This window comes from Sphingorhabdus sp. (genome assembly GCF_046596595.1).
GTDB lineage: Bacteria > Pseudomonadota > Alphaproteobacteria > Sphingomonadales > Sphingomonadaceae > Sphingorhabdus_B.
The window spans coordinates 42152-58707 of record NZ_JBKJMB010000036.1; the positions used below are offsets into that span (position 1 = coordinate 42152).

13 protein-coding genes and 1 tRNA gene are annotated in these 16556 nt (G+C 55.6%); 11 read left to right on the forward strand and 3 right to left on the reverse strand.

The genetic code is table 11. From position 1 onward, the window contains the following. The first annotated feature begins 11 nt into the window (after positions 1-11). Together ACLL9E_RS03140 and ychF are read left to right on the forward strand one after the other, a co-directional pair. Entirely contained in the window at positions 12-512 is a 501-nt protein-coding gene (locus ACLL9E_RS03140) for a topology modulation protein (RefSeq protein WP_411290393.1), read from the forward strand. A 32-nt stretch (positions 513-544) separates the two neighbouring features. After that, positions 545-1645 carry a redox-regulated ATPase YchF gene (gene ychF / locus ACLL9E_RS03145; protein WP_411290286.1) on the forward strand — a complete coding sequence of 367 codons (1101 nt, stop codon included), beginning with the start codon at positions 545-547 and terminating at the stop codon, positions 1643-1645. A gap of 954 nt (positions 1646-2599) precedes the next feature. Here ychF and mutL read toward each other — a convergent pair. After that, a complete protein-coding gene (gene mutL / locus ACLL9E_RS03150) occupies positions 2600-4432 on the reverse strand; it encodes a DNA mismatch repair endonuclease MutL (RefSeq protein WP_411290287.1) in 1833 nt (610 codons plus the stop codon). A 160-nt stretch (positions 4433-4592) separates the two neighbouring features. Between mutL and ACLL9E_RS03155 the strand changes: the two genes are divergently transcribed. The 6 genes from ACLL9E_RS03155 (at position 4593) to ACLL9E_RS03180 (ending at position 10275) form a co-directional block, all read left to right on the forward strand. Then, positions 4593-5633 (forward strand): rod shape-determining protein, encoded by a 1041-nt coding sequence (locus ACLL9E_RS03155; RefSeq protein ID WP_409645061.1) that lies wholly within the window; start codon positions 4593-4595, stop codon positions 5631-5633. Between the two features lie 12 nt (positions 5634-5645). Beyond that, positions 5646-6548, forward strand: a complete 903-nt coding sequence (gene mreC / locus ACLL9E_RS03160; protein WP_411290288.1) for a rod shape-determining protein MreC — start codon at positions 5646-5648, stop codon at positions 6546-6548. Beyond that, on the forward strand, positions 6545-7099 hold the full coding sequence (locus ACLL9E_RS03165; protein WP_411290289.1) for a rod shape-determining protein MreD: 555 nt from the start codon (positions 6545-6547) through the stop codon (positions 7097-7099). Before mreC ends, ACLL9E_RS03165 begins: the two co-directional genes overlap by 4 nt. Beyond that, positions 7096-9003 (forward strand): penicillin-binding protein 2, encoded by a 1908-nt coding sequence (gene mrdA / locus ACLL9E_RS03170; RefSeq protein ID WP_411290290.1) that lies wholly within the window; start codon positions 7096-7098, stop codon positions 9001-9003. The genes ACLL9E_RS03165 and mrdA overlap by 4 nt, the downstream gene beginning before the upstream one ends. Next, entirely contained in the window at positions 9000-10112 is a 1113-nt protein-coding gene (gene rodA / locus ACLL9E_RS03175) for a rod shape-determining protein RodA (protein WP_411290291.1), read from the forward strand. Before mrdA ends, rodA begins: the two co-directional genes overlap by 4 nt. A gap of 87 nt (positions 10113-10199) precedes the next feature. Beyond that, positions 10200-10275, forward strand: a tRNA-Lys gene (locus ACLL9E_RS03180). Positions 10276-10809: 534 nt separating this feature from the next. On the opposite strand, the gene ACLL9E_RS03185 is transcribed toward ACLL9E_RS03180, so the two are convergent. Continuing rightward, on the reverse strand, positions 10810-10947 hold the full coding sequence (locus ACLL9E_RS03185; RefSeq protein ID WP_411290292.1) for a hypothetical protein: 138 nt from the start codon (positions 10945-10947) through the stop codon (positions 10810-10812). A gap of 33 nt (positions 10948-10980) precedes the next feature. Continuing rightward, entirely contained in the window at positions 10981-11286 is a 306-nt protein-coding gene (locus tag ACLL9E_RS03190; protein ID WP_411290293.1) for a YciI family protein, read from the reverse strand. Between the two features lie 228 nt (positions 11287-11514). Between ACLL9E_RS03190 and ACLL9E_RS03195 the strand changes: the two genes are divergently transcribed. The 3 genes from ACLL9E_RS03195 (at position 11515) to ACLL9E_RS03205 (ending at position 16397) form a co-directional block, all read left to right on the forward strand. Further along, complete coding sequence (locus tag ACLL9E_RS03195; RefSeq protein WP_411290294.1) at positions 11515-13128, forward strand: amidohydrolase; 1614 nt, start codon at positions 11515-11517, stop codon at positions 13126-13128. Positions 13129-13226: 98 nt separating this feature from the next. Beyond that, positions 13227-14510: a M20/M25/M40 family metallo-hydrolase gene (locus tag ACLL9E_RS03200; protein WP_411290295.1), complete on the forward strand. Its 1284-nt coding sequence runs from the start codon at positions 13227-13229 to the stop codon at positions 14508-14510. Between the two features lie 54 nt (positions 14511-14564). After that, on the forward strand, positions 14565-16397 hold the full coding sequence (locus ACLL9E_RS03205; protein ID WP_411290296.1) for a DUF885 domain-containing protein: 1833 nt from the start codon (positions 14565-14567) through the stop codon (positions 16395-16397). Positions 16398-16556 lie beyond the last annotated feature (159 nt).

Genomic DNA, 16556 nt, shown 5'->3' on the forward strand with positions numbered 1-16556 from the left:
CCGTGGAGCGCATGTTGGTCATTGGCCCATGCGGTGCAGGAAAATCTACCTTAGCGGTCGAACTTGGCGAACGACTGCACTTGCCGGTCTTCCACATGGATCAACTCAACTGGCAACCCGGCTGGAACGAAAGCAGCAAGGACGAAATCATCGCAAAGCTGCACGACATTGTCGCCACCGAACGCTGGCTTATTGACGGCACCTATGGCGGTACGCTTGCGACGCGCCTCGACCGCGCGGACTCGGTTGTCTATCTCGATTTCGCGATTAGCCTGTGTGTCCGACGCTTGCTTGGGCGCATCTGGACGTATCGCGGGCGCAGCCGCCCCGATATGACGCAGGATTGCCCGGAGCGTTTCGACCTCGGCTTTTTGATCTATCTGATCCGTTGGAACAGCGGCCCACGCCCTCGCATGGAACAATGCCTCATCGGGCATGAGCACAAAGTCATTCGGTTACAAAACCCGGATGCGTTGCAGCGTTGGATGGACTCGGTGCCCGCCGTCGCCTAGGGCGCCATTATTCTATTCGTGACGAGGACATTATGGGTTTCAAATGCGGTATCGTGGGGCTTCCCAATGTAGGCAAGTCCACTTTGTTCAATGCGCTAACGCAAACAGCAGCAGCACAGGCGGCCAATTATCCGTTTTGCACGATTGAACCGAACATCGGCAATGTCGCTGTGCCCGATGCGCGCCTGCAAACCATCGCCAAAATCGGTGGCAGTGCCAAGATTATCGAAACGCAATTGGGCTTTGTCGATATTGCTGGCCTTGTCCGTGGCGCATCCCAGGGCGAAGGCCTTGGCAACCAGTTCCTGGGCAATATCCGCGAAGTCGACGCTATCGTCCACGTTTTGCGCTGCTTTGAAGATGATGACATCCAGCATGTCGACAACAAGATCGACCCCATTTCGGATGCCGAGACGGTAGAAACCGAACTCATGCTCTCCGATCTCGAAAGCCTCGAAAAACGCGTTCCGAACCTTGTCAAAAAAGGCACGCAGGGCGACAAGGAAGCGAAGATCAGCGCCACTGTCTTGAGCCGCGCGCTTGACCTGCTGCGCGATGGCAAGCCGGCTCGCCTGACCAAACGCGACGATGCAGAGGAAGAACGGCATTTCCAGATGGCACAGCTTCTGACTGCGAAACCCGTGCTTTATGTCTGCAATGTCGAGGAAGCGAGCGCCGCCAATGGCAATGCATTGTCGGCCAAGGTTTTTGAAAAGGCAAAGGCAGAAGGCGCAGAAGCGGTGGTCGTTTCCGCCGCGATTGAGGCTGAAATCTCAACCATGCCAGCGGAAGACCGCGATGTGTTTCTTGAGGATTTGGGCCTGACCGAAACCGGTCTCGCCCGCGTCATTCGTGCCGGTTACGAATTGCTTCATCTCATCACCTTTTTCACCGTCGGGCCGAAGGAAGCACGGGCATGGACCGTGACCAAAGGCGCAACGGGCCCGAATGCCGCAGGCGCGATCCACAGCGATTTCGAAAAAGGCTTCATCCGCGCCGAGACCATGGCATACGAAGACTATGTCCAGTTCAATGGCGAGGCTGGCGCGAAAGAAGCCGGCAAATGGCGTTCGGAAGGCAAGGAATATCTCGTCAAGGACGGGGATATCATGCTGTTTAGGTTTAATGTCTAATTTGGGCGAGATCCCGCATCACGACCGCGTTTGTGCGTGGCACGCTTATAGTTCTGGTATTTCGCTCCACCGTCTCAAGTTATCCTGAAACAAGTTCAGAATGGCGGTGGGGGGACGTCAATTACCCCACCTATAATAACCCCACCTATCCAAATTCTGTCACCCTGAACTCGTTTTGGCTCTACCAGCCTTCGGCTTCAGGGTCTTCCTTCTGCCCACATCGAAACGTTCAAGCACCGTGGCAGCATCCAAAAAGTCGGATCGACACTTGGTCCATAGTGAATGTACTTGCTCTTTAAATGGAAATTTTTTCGTGATTTTATAAGACATTGGCGCTCGTATCCTCGAAGCGCCAACGAGGAGGTGCGTCATGCCTATAAAATTACGTGTGGTTGGGATTCTATATAATAATATCGTCAACCTGCCGGGTGGAGGCACCGTCCAGCAGGTATTGGACGCGGCGGTTAAGAGCCCGGGTCCGCTGGCCTCAGGTTTTGGTTATATCCCCATATCCCCATCGGTGCGCCAGGAACGATTTCCGTTAATGCATTCAAAGCAGCTTACCCAAATCCTATCAAGAGCGTAACGTCGGGCAAAATCTATGACGCTGGAACATATTTTTTAAGGGAGTCTTCAAGCGGGCAGTTTCCAAGCATATGGCAATATTATATCTTTGACGCAGAGGGCAGAGTGGTTGGACCAAATAACAATGTTCATGTCGACCCAACTAACCCTGGCGGCGGGGTAATTAATTACTTTGGTTCCTCTAACGCCTTTGTACCCGATGGAGGCTCTTTGGTGTGGCGTCTAGTTGCGATCCCAACGGGCCCTGGCGTTCCGCTGCCAATTGATATGAGCCGTATGATCCATACCCAGATGTCCGACGAAACGACCTAAACCGCATGCCCATCATGTCGCGGTAGGGAAATTTACCGCGACATTTTACGCAGCTTCTCACTTCCGCCCGAAAAGCTTCTCGACATCCCCCAACGCCAGCTTCACCCACGTCGGCCGACCATGGTTGCACTGGCCGCTGTGTGGGGTGATTTCCATTTCGCGGAGTAGCGCATTCATCTCTACGACCGAAAGCACGCGGCCGGCGCGGACCGATCCATGGCAGGCCATGGTTGCAGCGACGTGGTCGATGCGTTCCCTCAGCGACAGCGCGTCGTCATATGCTGCCAGATCGTCGGCGAGGTCCTCCAGCAACCCCTTGGCATCGCCATCACCCAAGACCGCTGGTGTGGCGCGCACGAGCATCGCGCCGGGGCCGAAGCGTTCGACGTCCAACCCGAATGCGGAAAGCTCGTCTGCCCGTGCCTCCAGCCGGTCACAGGCGGGCTCTTCCAGTTCCACCACTACCGGCAGCAGCAAAGCCTGTGAAGGCACTGCGCCGCCCGCTTCGGCCATGGCCTTGCGCATCCGTTCAAGCACAAGCCGTTCGTGCGCGGCATGCTGGTCGACGATGACCAGCCCGTCTTCAGCTTCCGCCACGATATAGGTCTTGGCCACTTGCCCGCGCGCAACGCCGAGCGGATGGCGCGCGCGTTCGGGCACAGGTTCATGCGCTTCGGCGGCCCTGCCCCATAAGGGTGCGAGGTCGTCGCCGGGGATCGCGCCCATATCGGCAAAGCTGCTTCGGTTTTCATATGTCGACGAATATGCCGAGTGCTGACCATATTGTCCTTGGTACGCCGTCGGCCCAGTCCGCGCCGAGCGCGCAAAAATGTCGCCTTGCGCGGTCTGGATAGGTTCCTGCTGCCATGCGGCGAGCGCGTCGGCTGAGGGTCGTTGCACGGCGCGAAAGCCGGATTGAACAAGCGCGTGGCGCAGGCCTGACACGATCATACCGCGAACCAGCGCAGGATCGCGAAAGCGTACTTCCGTTTTTGCAGGATGGACATTTACGTCGACTTGCGTCGGTGGCAGGTCAAGGAAAAGCGCCACCACGGCATGCCGGTCGCGCGCGAGCATTTCGGCATAAGCGCCGCGCACCGCGCCGATGAGCAACCTGTCCTTCACCGGACGGCCATTGACGAAGAGGAACTGATGGTCGGCAACGCCGCGATTATAGGTTGGCAGGCTGGCGACACCGCCAAGCCGCACGCCCTCGCGCTCAAAATCAAGTGCAACGCTGTTTTCAATAAGCTCGCTGCTGGTCAGTGCCGCCACGCGTTCGGGGCGCGCGGAGGTTGGCTGAACCGCAAGTACGCGCCGCCCGTCATGTTCCACAACAAAGCCAATATCGGGCCGCGCCATCGCTAGCCGCTTCATCGTGTCCAAAACTGCTGCATATTCGGCGCGCGGGCTGCGCAGGAACTTGCGGCGCGCAGGCACCTTGCCGAACAGGTTCTCCACCCGCACCCGCGTGCCATGCGGCAAGGCGGCGGGCCCTTCGCCTGTTAGCACGCCATGATCCACCGTGCGCGTCCAGCCCTCAGCCCCTACCGGCCTGCTCTCAAGCGTCATCTTCGACACACTGGCGATCGACGGCAATGCCTCCCCGCGAAAGCCTAGCGTCGACACCATTTCGATATCTTCATCGGGCAGCTTGGACGTCGCATGGCGCTCAAGCGCCAGGGCCATGTCCGATGGTGACATGCCGCATCCATCGTCAGTGACTTCAACCAGATCGATGCCGCCAGCACTCAGGCGCACGGCAATATTCCGCGCGCCAGAATCGATGGCATTTTCAACCAGTTCCTTCAACGCGCTGGCTGGTCTTTCCACCACTTCACCGGCAGCAATCCGGTTGACCAGATTTTCAGGGAGCCTTCTTATTGACATCCGCAGGTTCCTAGCCCAAGCGCACTGCTCAGGCGACTCCTTAATCGTCCGCAATCCAGCCAAATATCTGTTTTGATAAGCAGCAAATTCCGCTAGGACCGCGCGACTATTTGGGCGTGTTCCAAAGGGCTCTCACCAAACCGGATTGGGTGGATTTTACATGGTATTTGGCAAGTTTTTCCGTTTCGCATCGCAAGACATGGCTATCGACCTCGGCACCGCCAACACGGTCGTTTATGTGCGCGGCCAAGGGATTGTTTTGAACGAACCATCGGTGGTGGCGATTGAAACCCTGAATGGTATCAAGCGCGTAAAGGCGGTTGGAGACGATGCAAAGCTGATGATGGGTAAGACGCCCGACAGCATCGAAGCCATCCGTCCGCTCCGTGACGGGGTGATTGCCGACATCGATGTCGCCGAACAGATGATCAAGCATTTCATTCACAAGGTGCACGGCAAGCGCCGTATGTTCAGCTACCCTGAAATCGTGATTTGCGTGCCTTCCGGTTCGACGTCCGTTGAACGCCGCGCGATTCGCGATGCCGCCTCGAACGCTGGTGCGTCCGAGGTGTTCCTGATCGAAGAGCCGATGGCTGCGGCGATTGGCGCTGACATGCCTGTGACTGAACCGATTGGTTCAATGGTGGTCGACATTGGCGGCGGCACAACCGAAGTCGCAGTCCTGTCATTGCGCGGGCTTGCCTACACTACATCCGTCCGCACCGGAGGCGACAAGATGGACGAGTCCATTGTCTCTTATGTCCGACGACACCATAACCTGCTCATCGGCGAAGCAACAGCCGAGCGTATCAAGAAGGATTTCGGCACCGCCCGTCCGCCCGCCGATGGCATTGGCCAAACCTTGCACATCAAGGGCCGCGACCTCGTCAATGGCGTACCCAAAGAGATTTCGATCAACCAAGGCCAGATCGCCGAGGCTTTATCCGAGCCCATTGGTACCATCCTTGAAGGCGTGCGCATTGCACTGGAAAATACTGCCCCTGAACTTGCTGCCGATATTGTCGACCAAGGTATTGTTCTAACGGGCGGCGGTGCACTGATGGCTGGGCTTGACGAATATCTGCGCGATGAAACGGGCTTGCCCGTTACCGTAGCCGAAGACCCGCTCACATGCGTGGCCATTGGCACCGGCAGGGCGATGGAAGACCCGATCTTCCGCGGCGTCCTGCTTACCGCATAAGGCGAGGCTAGGATGGCGCCGCCACAGCATCGGCGCCCCGGATTTTCCCGGAAGGCGCAGTATAGCCTGTTCGCAACCTATGTGGTCGCGATTGCAGGGACGGTTGTGGCTGCTTTGCTGTTGGCTATTTCGGTGGTGGATCCGACCGGATTTTCCGCGCTCCGTTCCTTTGGCGCTGAATTGACTGCGCCGGTTGCGCGCGCCTTCAGCCAAGTGCGATTGTCCACCCAAGGCATGACTCGCAATGCATCTGCCTATATCGATGCGGCCTCCAAAAATGCTGCCTTGCAAAAAGAGCTCAAGGCCAATCGCATAAAGTTGATTGAAGCGCGCGCGCTCCGTGTTGAAAATGCCCGGCTGCGCGGTTTGTTAAACCTCGTGGACGAAGACGAGCAAAGAGTCGCTGTTGGCCGATTGATCAGTTCGACTGCATCGAGCACGCGCCGTGTTGCCACCTTGTCCATCGGCAGCAATTTCGGCGTTGAGCGCGCGCAACCCGTTCGCGGACCCGCCGGGCTTATCGGCCGCGTGATTGAAACTGGGCCGTCGACTGCGCGCGTGCTTTTGGTAACCGATACCGAAAATCTGGTTCCGGTGATGCGGGTGAGCGATGGCCTCCCGGCATTTTCTGCTGGGCTGGGTAACGGAACGGTGCTCATTAAGCCGCTTAATCTGGGCGAAAGCCCTTTCAAAATCGGTGATGTCATCGTCACCTCGGGCAATGGCGGCTTGTACCGGGCGAACATCCCCTTTGCGCGCGTCATCCGCAAAACGAGCGATGGTGCGCTTGCTATCCCCTTTGCTGACCCGGCCAACACGCCCTACGCAATCGTCATGAAGCCTTATCTGGAGGTGGCGCGCGCTGCCCAGCAAGCAGCGGCACCCGACGGCAAGATGAAAGTGATTGCGGAGTGAAAATTCCGGTGAGCGCCATCCGCCTGCCGACACGGCCCGGACGTGAATATGAAAGCCGGTTTGACCGCGAACAATCGCTGCTCAAAATGCTGGCTATTCCCATAGCGTCAATCATGCTGGCGTCGATGGTTACGACCTTGCCATTTTTTACCGCCGAACCGATTTTGCCGCCGTTTGGGCTGCTGATGTTCCTTGGCTGGCGTTTGATGCGGCCAGGATTATTGCCAGTATGGTCCGGCGTTCCCTTTGGGCTGATGGATGATCTTTTTAGTGGTCAGCCATTTGGAAGCGCTGGCCTGCTTTGGTCACTCGCCATGCTGGCCATTGAAATAATCGATGCGCGGGCAATCTGGCGCGATTATTTTCAGGACTGGGTGATTGCTGCTCTGCTCATCACTGCTGTACTGCTTGGTGGCCTGTGGATTGTGAGCTTGGCGCATGCAGCGAGTGAGCCTGCATTGCTCGTTCCACAAATTATATTGTCGATATTGCTATATCCACTCGCCGTGCGAATATGCGCGCGTCTCGACAGCTGGCGATTGGCAACATGAAAGTCGAAAAGCAGGTAACATCAGGACAGCTTGACTTCACCTTCACACGGCGTGCCGTCTTTGTGGCTGGCGTACAGGCGGCAATTGGTCTTACGGTTGCTGCGCGCATGTCGTACATTGCAGTAGCCGATAATGAAAAATACAAGCTGCTGGCCGAAAGCAACCGGGTCAATCTTACCATCATCCCGCCGCGCAGAGGCTGGTTCATTGACCGTCTAGGCAAGCCAATTGCCACCAACCGTGCGGACTTTCGAGTCGACATCATACCCGACCGATTGGTGGAGAAAGAAGCGACAATCCAGACGCTGGCGGAGTTACTCGCGCTCTCCAGTGACGATGTCGACCGGATCCACAGGGAGTTGAAACAGGCACAAGGATTTCAGCCCGTTCAGGTCGCAGACGGCCTTGATTACGATCGGTTTGCCGCGGTCAGCGTTCGTCTTCCTGATCTTCCAGGGGTGAGCCCGCGCCAAGGCTATTCCCGCTTTTACCCAAGTGGCGCTGCGGTCGGGCATCTCATCGGCTATGTTGGCACAGTGTCTGCCGAGGAATATCAAAAGAACAAAAACCCCTTGCTCATTACGCCCGGGTTCAAGGTCGGTAAGGATGGCCTGGAAAAGACACTTGAAGAACGGCTGCAGGGTGAACCGGGGGCCAAGCGCACAGAAGTCACCGCGCGCGGCAAGATTGTGCGCGAGCTTACGACCCGGCCCGATACGCCCGGCAAGCCAGTTCAGCTGACCATCGATATCGATCTGCATAATTATGCAGCACGGCGGCTTGGCCTTGAATCCGGGTCCGTGGTCATCTTCGATTGCCTCACCGGTGACATTCTCACGATGGCATCAATGCCGTGTTACGACCCAAACAGCTTTTCCGACGGCATTGGCCGTGTTGAATGGAAGATGCTGAACAGCGACGACCATATCCCGATGCTCAACAAGGCACTTCAGGGGCTTTATCCACCCGGCTCTACGCTGAAACCTGTCGCAGGTCTCGCGATGCTGCGCCATGGGGTGGATCCTGACGAAATTGTTGTTTGCAACGGCGGGTACCGGCTTGGTAACCGCGTGTTCAAATGCCTTGGTCGCCACGGGCCGATGAATATGCGCTCTGCCATCATGAAAAGCTGCAACACCTATTTCTATTCAATGGGTCGGCGCATTGGCTATGACAATATTGCACCGGTTGCCCGCGAGCTGGGGTTGGGCCAGGAATTTCCGTTGCCGTTTCCGTCGCAACGATATGGCACTGTGCCCGACAGCGCGTGGAAAATGCGCAAATATGATCAGAAATGGACCGAATCCGACACGCTCAATGCTGTCATCGGGCAAGGATATATTATCGTCAGCCCGTTCCAGCTTGGTCTGATGGCTGCGCGCATTGCGGCCGGGCTAAATATCCAACCTGAAATATTGTTACACAAAAGGGCAGCGCCCAAAATCCTGTCCTTCCCCAAGGAACATCTGGATGTAGTCCGTGACGGCATGAACATGGTCGTCAATGGCGCCGGGACCGCCGTGCGCAGCAAGCTCCAGCTCGAAAATATCGCAATGGCGGGTAAAACCGGCACGGCCCAGGTCCGCCGCATCGCCGGCGCACAGCGCGGGCAGTCTGGCGCGTGGAAATATCGTGACCATGGACTGTTCGTGTGTTTCGCGCCCGTCGACAATCCCCGTTACGGGGCAGCGGTCGTCATTGAACATGGTATGGGTGGCGCACGTGCCGCGGCGCCGATTGCCAAAGATGTTTTGACCTTCCTGTATGACCGCGATCAGGCGATGGCCTCGCTAGAGGCGCTTGAAGCGGGCTGGGGCGGCAATATCGAACAGCGCTTGGCATCCAAATATGCCGCGTTTCAGGGGCAACCTGCACCGCCACCGCCGTTGGACCCGACGACATGAACGGCATCGTCCCCGCGCCGATTGCGGCTTTGCCATGGCGCGTCATATTCATCCTGATGGCATTGGTTGGCTTTGGCGCGATGGTATTATATTCGGCCGCAGGGGGCCATTTCGAACCTTGGGCAGGCAAGCACGTCCTGCGCTTTTTGGCGCTGCTTGCCATGGCCATTGCGATGTCGCGTATGCCGCTGGAATTCTGGAAAAATACCACCTTTCCGCTATACCTGATCCTGTTGGTGTTGCTGGTAGTGGTCGAGTTGATGGGGTTTGTCGGCGGCGGCAGCAGGCGTTGGATCAACCTGGGTTTCATCACCATTCAGCCTTCCGAATTGATGAAACCGGTGATGGTGCTGGCCGCTGCGTGGTTTTTTGACCGGCTGCCGCCCAACCGCATTTACGGGATTGATGCGATTTGGCCGCTCGTCGCGTTATTGGTGTTGCCCAGTGCCTTGGTCATTATCCAGCCGGATTTCGATGCCGCGATCGCATATGCCTTTGGACTTGCTGTGGTGGGCTTCATGGCAGGGTTGCCGCTTATTTATTTTATTGGCGCCGGCGCTGGCGTCGCCGTCCTCGCCCCGTTGGTCTATTTTTTCGGTATGAAGGCTTATCAGCAGGACCGCGTCCTCATCTTTCTTAACCCCGAAAATGATCCCCTCGGCGCTGGCTATCACATCACCCAATCCAAAATTGCCATCGGCTCAGGCGGCATTTTTGGCAAAGGCTTTGGAAACGGCACGCAAAGCCACCTCGATTACCTTCCCGAAGGCCACACCGATTTTGTCTTTGCAACTATGGCGGAAGAATGGGGAATTGTCGGCGGCTTCTTCATCTTATTTCTCTATTTTCTGCTTATGCGCTGGGGATTAAGCGTCGCAATGCAAAGCAAGACCCGTTATGGCCAGCTTGTCGCTGTGGGACTGACCTGCACGATATTTTTCTACATCATGATCAACTTGCTCATGGTCGTGGGGCTGGCACCTGTTGCCGGCATTCCCCTGCCCTTTGTCAGCCATGGCGGGTCGTCGATGCTGACAATGATGTTATGTGTCGGGATCATCATGTCCATCGAGCGCCACCCCGGTGCAAAGCGCGGCCAATTCCAATAATTCCCGCAGCTTCGCTTGACAAAGCCCAAGAATCCCATCAAAGGCGGCGCTCCAAACGGGCATGCGCATCTGGCCAGCCCGAAATGGGGACGCTTAGCTCAGTTGGTAGAGCAGCTGACTCTTAATCAGCGGGTCGTGGGTTCGAACCCCTCAGCGTCTACCATTTTTTCAATGACTTAGAATAGGTTAGACGAGGCCAGTGTTTGCTGTGTCCGTGTTAATTCATTGATATACTCCAGAAAACTCGCGCAGCGCACTTCTTGCACGTGAGGATTTTTATGCAGAGAGTGCAAAGCATCGCGCAGTATTGCAGGCAAGCGACGCTACCTATATCGAAGTCAACAATCCGATCTACCAGCATTAGTTGGAACCGCACGCCGCATTGGAACTAGGTCTCGAACTTGACCAATATTTTACCCGCGAGCAACTTGGTCGACGTGCCTATCGGAGCACACTTTGAAAAGACGGCATCTTGATGAAACGGCGCAACGGTTGACTGCACGATATCGCAAATAGAGCATATACTCGGCACACCCAGCACTCCGGCCGCTCGCGCTGCCCGCAAGAGAGCTGTGGTCGCACGCCGCTCTGACATCGAGAGGCCGTTTTAACAGCCTGTGTAAGGATCATCCGCCACATTCAGGACGGCAACTCCGAAGAGGCCTTGCTGGTCTTTGGGACATTGCTCATGAAGAGGTCAAGCCAGAGCAAATGAAGCAAGTAGGCAAAGCTGAGTGTCTGATGACAGGGTCGGCGCTTGAGCTTCCAAGGCGATGCCCTGCGGGTCTTCTATTGCGCTTGTTAAATCAGCAATCATCTTTGGCACATCTGTCATGACGCAGCCCTTTGCGGGAAGAAGAATCGTCCCTCAACTTGCAAGAGCTGACTTAGTCCCGTTTAGAGAGCCGAACATGGGCGTCCATTCCAAAATGGTAAGTTCGTCGATTAACCCTTCTACCGCAAACGGGTCTTGCGCGATGAGATCACGAGCCTCGGTGACACTTCCTACCGTCATAATTATGAACCCCGCCCTCTTACCAAGGCCACTAACCGGCCCAGAAACCAGAACCTGTCCTGCATCGATCAACCGTTTGAGGAAGGCAACATGCGCGAGAACATGCAGACCCCAACCTTCGCCATCCGGGTGAGTCATTGTAACAATATAATACGGCAAATCACTTCTCCTTAGGCGGCGATACGGCGGCATACTAAAGTCCGCAATGTTGTCGTAAGCGCAAAGGCAGCTATTTGGAGCCGTTCTGCATTACTCTCAAAATCAGTGAATCGCATGTACCCGGGACTCTCTGGAAAGCGGACATTTGCTCATGAGCCTTCCGCACAGTTTGCTTTTGAGAAATTCGACCGATAACGTTAAGCGATACATTGAAGATGGGAGAGTGTGATGATCAGGCAAAGGTTCGCTGTTTCAGCGATTGTTTTAGTGTTGATCTGCGGGTCAGCGGCATCAGCCTTAGCTGCACCGCCAGTGAGCACTCTCAAGTCTCAATCTGTGGTCGAAGTTGAGGCACGCACGAAAATGGCCCAGGAGATCAACGATTCCTTGTTCAGCTTCAGCGAACTTGCGTTCCAGGAATATGAGACCGCCAGATATCTGACCAACATCCTCGAAAAAGAAGGCTTTGAGATCCAGCGCAGCGTTGCAGGACTTCCAACCGGCTGGGTTGCCCGCTGGACCAACGGATCCGGAGGGCCGGTGATCGCATTAGGCAGCGACATCGACGGCATTCCGAAGGCCAACCAGAAACCAGGCATCCCATGGCGTGAGCCGCTCGTCGAAGGCGCCCCCGGGCATGGCGAAGGGCATAATTCCGGACAGGCGGTGAATATCGTCGCGGCGCTAGCGGTCAAGTATCTGATGAAGCGTCACAACATTGCTGGCACGTTGGTGCTTTGGCCGGGGGTCGCCGAAGAACTGGTGGCGGGCAAGGCGTTCATGGTGCGCGCTGGCGTATTCAAAGACGTTGACGCAGTGCTGTTCACGCATGTTGGTAGTAACCTCGAAACAGCATGGGGCCAGCCATCGGGCACCGGTCTTGTATCGGTTGAGTATACCTTCAACGGCGAAAGCGCACATTCGGCCGCGGCCCCGTGGCGTGGCCGCTCAGCACTCGATGCCGTCGAGCTAATGAACATGGGCTGGAATATGCGGCGTGAGCATCTCCGCCCCGAGCAGCGCTCGCATTACGTCATCAGCGACGGTGGCGATCAGCCGAACGTTGTGCCGTCCGTGGCGTCAGTTTGGTACTTCTTCCGCGAACAGGATTTCAAGGGCATTCAGAAAAGCTTCGACATCGGCAATGTGATATCGGAAGCTGCCGCGAAGATGACAGATACAACGGTCACGCGCCGCATCATTGGCTCTGCGGCCCCGAGGCACTTCAATCGGCCGATTGCGGAAGCTGCCTATGAAAACATTAAAGCGGTCGGGCTCCCGAAATGGACTTCTGGAGAACAGTCCTTTGCCAAGCTCGTCCAGAAGAATACCCAAGCAGAGAAGCAGGAGGGTCTTGCTGTCGAGCTTAAAAAGCTTAAGTCACCGTTGGCGGAACCCAAAAGCGGCGGGTCCGACGACATCGGCGATGTGTCATGGACCGTCCCGACGATTACCATCAACTATCCGTCCAACATTCCGGAACTGCCTGGCCATCATTGGTCGAATGCAATCGCGATGGCGACGCCCATTGCACACAAAGGCGTGGTAGCGGGCGCAAAGGTAATCGCTATGACCACACTTGATCTTCTCACTGATGCCAAGCTGCGCCAGGCGGCAAAAGACTATTTCACAAACGTCCAAACCAAGACGCAGAAATATCTGCCGATGATCGGACCGGACGACAAACCCGCGATCGTGATAAACGCCGAGATCATGGCCCGCTACAAGCCTGAGCTCAGCAAATATTATTATGACCCAGTGCGATATCCGACCTATCTAGACCAGCTTGGCATTCAATTTCCGGTGCTGGAGAAACCGACGGGGACTGACGACGGTAAATAGCGTTGAATCATGCCTAGGCGAATGTCTGCAAGAGGCTTGCTTTCAGCTAACGGTGTTCGCATGGCTATTGTTGAAAACCAAAAACAAGGATGTCGCATATGCAGTTAACCTCAGGCTTGATAATGATTGCGTCCTTAGCATCGACGGTGACGCCAGCGAAAAGCGACGAAGCGGTGCAACGGGTCGCAAAAAGTGCAAACTATATCGCCATGGTCAAACAACTTGATAGCGAACATGAGCGCATCGTTGAAGATGTCATAAAGCTTGTTGAAATCCCGGCGCCGCCGTTCAAGGAGGCAGAACGTGCAAAGGCGTATCGGGATATGCTTCTGGCCGCGGGCCTTCAGGATGTCGAGATTGATGCTGAGGGGAATGCAACCGGCCTTTATCCCGGATCAGGGCCCGCAGGTGGTCCAGTAATTGTCCTTGCCGCCCATCTGGATACAGTATTTCCCGAAGGAACGCCGTTGAAAGTGCGTCGTGAAGGCAGCAAACTTTATGCTCCAGGGATTGGGGACGATACCCGAAGCCTGGCCGTCATTCTCGCATATGCGCGTGCCATGAAGGACAAGAATGTCCGTCCACGCACTGACATATTATTCGTTGGCAATGTTGGTGAAGAAGGCCCCGGCGACCTGCGCGGCGTGCGGTACCTTCTGACAAAGGGGAAATACAAAGACCGCGTGAAGGCGTTTCTGTCGATGGACGGCACTGACCCGGAACGTGTCGTCAACGGTGGCGTCGGTTCGCGGCGATATCGGATCACCTATAAAGGGCCGGGCGGCCATAGCTACAGTGCGTTCGGTCTGGTAAATCCCATGGTGGTCATGGGCCGGACCGTTACCGAGTTATACAAAACAGCTGTTCCCGTTTCACCCAAAACGACTTATGCTGCATCGGTCACGGGCGGAGGAACGTCAGTTAACTCCATTCCAAATGAAGTGTTCATGGAATTTGATTTCCGCTCTGAAAGTCCTGCCGAGCTAAACAAAGTCGAACAACGGTTTCTATCTATCGTGCAGGAAAGCACGAATGCCGAGAACGCTGCCCGTTCAACACGTGAAGGTGAAATCGTTGCCGAAACCAAGCTGATCGGCGATCGTCCAGCCGGGATGACGGACGAACGCGCGGCCATCACGCAAATTGTTACTAGTGCTATCCGTGCAAATGGATTGAAACCAAAACTGGTGTCTTCGTCTACCGATTCCAATCTCCCCATGAGTATAGGTATCCCAGCCTTGACGATAGGTTCGGGCGGTAGTGGCGGCCGAGCACATTCACTCGACGAATGGATTGACGTGGAAAAAAATCAAAGCGTCAAAGGCATGTCGACTGGATTGCTGATGCTGTTGGCAATGGCTGACAGTCGATTAGCTGAGTAAGCTTCTCATTACACATCTGGACCATTACCATTGCTATCCATCTGCGGAGATAAAATGAAAATCATTCTGAACGCCTGCGTTGTCACTGCAATCGCGGCATCACTCTTGTCAGTTAGCCCTGCGCGTGCGCAAGAGCTTACGCTGGCGGCGGTTCCTGAAACGGAGGACGCCCGTCTAACTGCATTTCTCGACGGTGAATTCAGCGAGTATCTGAAGCAGCAGCCTCAGATTGCCACACGTCTGGGCATGAAAGAAGGAGGAGATCGTTGGAATGACATAAGCGACGAGGCTGCAGCGGATCAAGTCGCTTGGCGTAACGCAAGCGTCGCCCGAATGAAGGCGAGTTTTAATCGCGACGCTCTTTCACCCGAAGCGCAGGTAAATTACGACATCTGGGCACTTGAAGCTGATCGTGCAGTCATTGCCGATGCAAACCGGGTCTATCGGCCACCTTTTTATTCTCGGCTATATTCAGCGCATAGCCAATTGGCCGATTTCTTAGTCAATACGCACAGCGTTGCAGATGTCGTGGACTTGAGGAATTATATCGCTCGGCTGCGCGGAATACCGGCTGTGCTCGATGTCGCAATCGACCGAAGCAAGGCCAGCGAGCGTGCTGGCGTTCGAGCGCCAAAATTTCAGATCGAAACTGTTATCGGAGGCAGTGAAAAGCTGACTAGCGGCGCCCCATTTGATAAAGGCCCCGATACGGCATTGTGGGCGGACGTTCAGACGAAGGCTGAAGCTCTCGTCTCGTCAGACAAACTTCAGCGCAAAGAAGCCGACACGCTGCTTGCGGAAGCGCGCGCTGCCATATTGGCGTTAAAACCTGCTTATGGTCGAGTGATTGAATGGGCGAAGGCCAGTTTGCCGGATGCGCCGAGTGGTCGCGTCGGCGCTATTTCGCTACCCGGCGGTGCCGCTTATTATGCAAACGAGCTAAAACTGAATACAACGACTGATTATAGCGCCGACCAGATCCACAAGATTGGTATTCAAGAGGTGGCGCGGATCGAAGCCGAGCAGGATACGTTGGCACAAACTGCAGGATTCAAGGACCGAAGCGCTTTTTATGCCGAACGCGCAAAGCTTTTTCCGCCCAAGCCCTATGACGACGCCTCACGCGCCGAATATCTCGCCACCGCCAATGCGTTTGTCGCTAAAACCCGCACTTTGCTTCCGGCATATTTTGGTATGTTGCCAGCTTACCGGATCGAGGTGGTTCGCGAGCCAGCTTTTAGTGAAGTTGCCGGTGGCGCAGCGCATGCATCGGCGCCAAGTCCCGATGGTGTGCGTCCTGCTCGCACATATGTTCACCTCGCCGGAAATACTGGCGACCCTGCAGCACTTTATACACTGATGTGTCACGAAGCCGTTCCAGGCCACAATACCCAAGGCGACATCCAGGTCCGGCAAAGTGGAGGACCAAAGTTCCGTTCAGTGACCGGCTATGTAGCATTTGGTGAAGGCTGGGGACTTTACGCTGAGGCCTTATGCAAGGAAATGAATGCTTTTCCTGACGTCGCGGCTGATTTTATGCGGTTGGATGCCGAATTGTTCCGCGCGGCGCGCCTCGTGACCGATACCGGTATTCATGCGCTTGGTTGGACTGAAGATGAAGCCGTGACATATATGAACACGACGGGTCGGCAACCAATCGAACGGTCCCGCTCCGAAGTCCGTCGCTATATTACCCTACCTGGGCAGGCCACGGGATATAAGATCGGCATGATCAAGATTATCGCAGAGCGTAAGAGGGCCGAGGCGGCGCTGGGCAATAAATTCGATATTAAGGGATTCCATGATCTCCTCATCGCATCCGGTTCGCAGCCTCTATCAATACTCGAACGCCGGGTAGACGAGTGGATTGCAGCACGAGCCAAATAATGGATAAACAGCCCTCAGGGACATGTGGCAGGATAAAGTGGCGGATGAAAACAGCGGCTGAATATGGGTTTTTTTGGCAGCATTTTTGTAGTCGCGGTACCACCTGCCAACGCCCAAAATTCTTCAGGAGCATCCAAGATCAGAATGCCCACAAAATTG

Coding starts and splice junctions, on each gene's coding strand:
- ACLL9E_RS03140 (WP_411290393.1), top strand. CDS start 12: ATGTTGGTCATTGGCCCATGCGGTGCAGGAAAATCTACCTTAGCGGTC.
- ychF (WP_411290286.1), top strand. CDS start 545: ATGGGTTTCAAATGCGGTATCGTGGGGCTTCCCAATGTAGGCAAGTCC.
- mutL (WP_411290287.1), bottom strand. CDS start 4,432: ATGTCAATAAGAAGGCTCCCTGAAAATCTGGTCAACCGGATTGCTGCC.
- ACLL9E_RS03155 (WP_409645061.1), top strand. CDS start 4,593: ATGGTATTTGGCAAGTTTTTCCGTTTCGCATCGCAAGACATGGCTATC.
- mreC (WP_411290288.1), top strand. CDS start 5,646: ATGGCGCCGCCACAGCATCGGCGCCCCGGATTTTCCCGGAAGGCGCAG.
- mrdA (WP_411290290.1), top strand. CDS start 7,096: ATGAAAGTCGAAAAGCAGGTAACATCAGGACAGCTTGACTTCACCTTC.
- rodA (WP_411290291.1), top strand. CDS start 9,000: ATGAACGGCATCGTCCCCGCGCCGATTGCGGCTTTGCCATGGCGCGTC.
- ACLL9E_RS03185 (WP_411290292.1), bottom strand. CDS start 10,947: ATGACAGATGTGCCAAAGATGATTGCTGATTTAACAAGCGCAATAGAA.
- ACLL9E_RS03195 (WP_411290294.1), top strand. CDS start 11,515: ATGATCAGGCAAAGGTTCGCTGTTTCAGCGATTGTTTTAGTGTTGATC.
- ACLL9E_RS03200 (WP_411290295.1), top strand. CDS start 13,227: ATGCAGTTAACCTCAGGCTTGATAATGATTGCGTCCTTAGCATCGACG.
- ACLL9E_RS03205 (WP_411290296.1), top strand. CDS start 14,565: ATGAAAATCATTCTGAACGCCTGCGTTGTCACTGCAATCGCGGCATCA.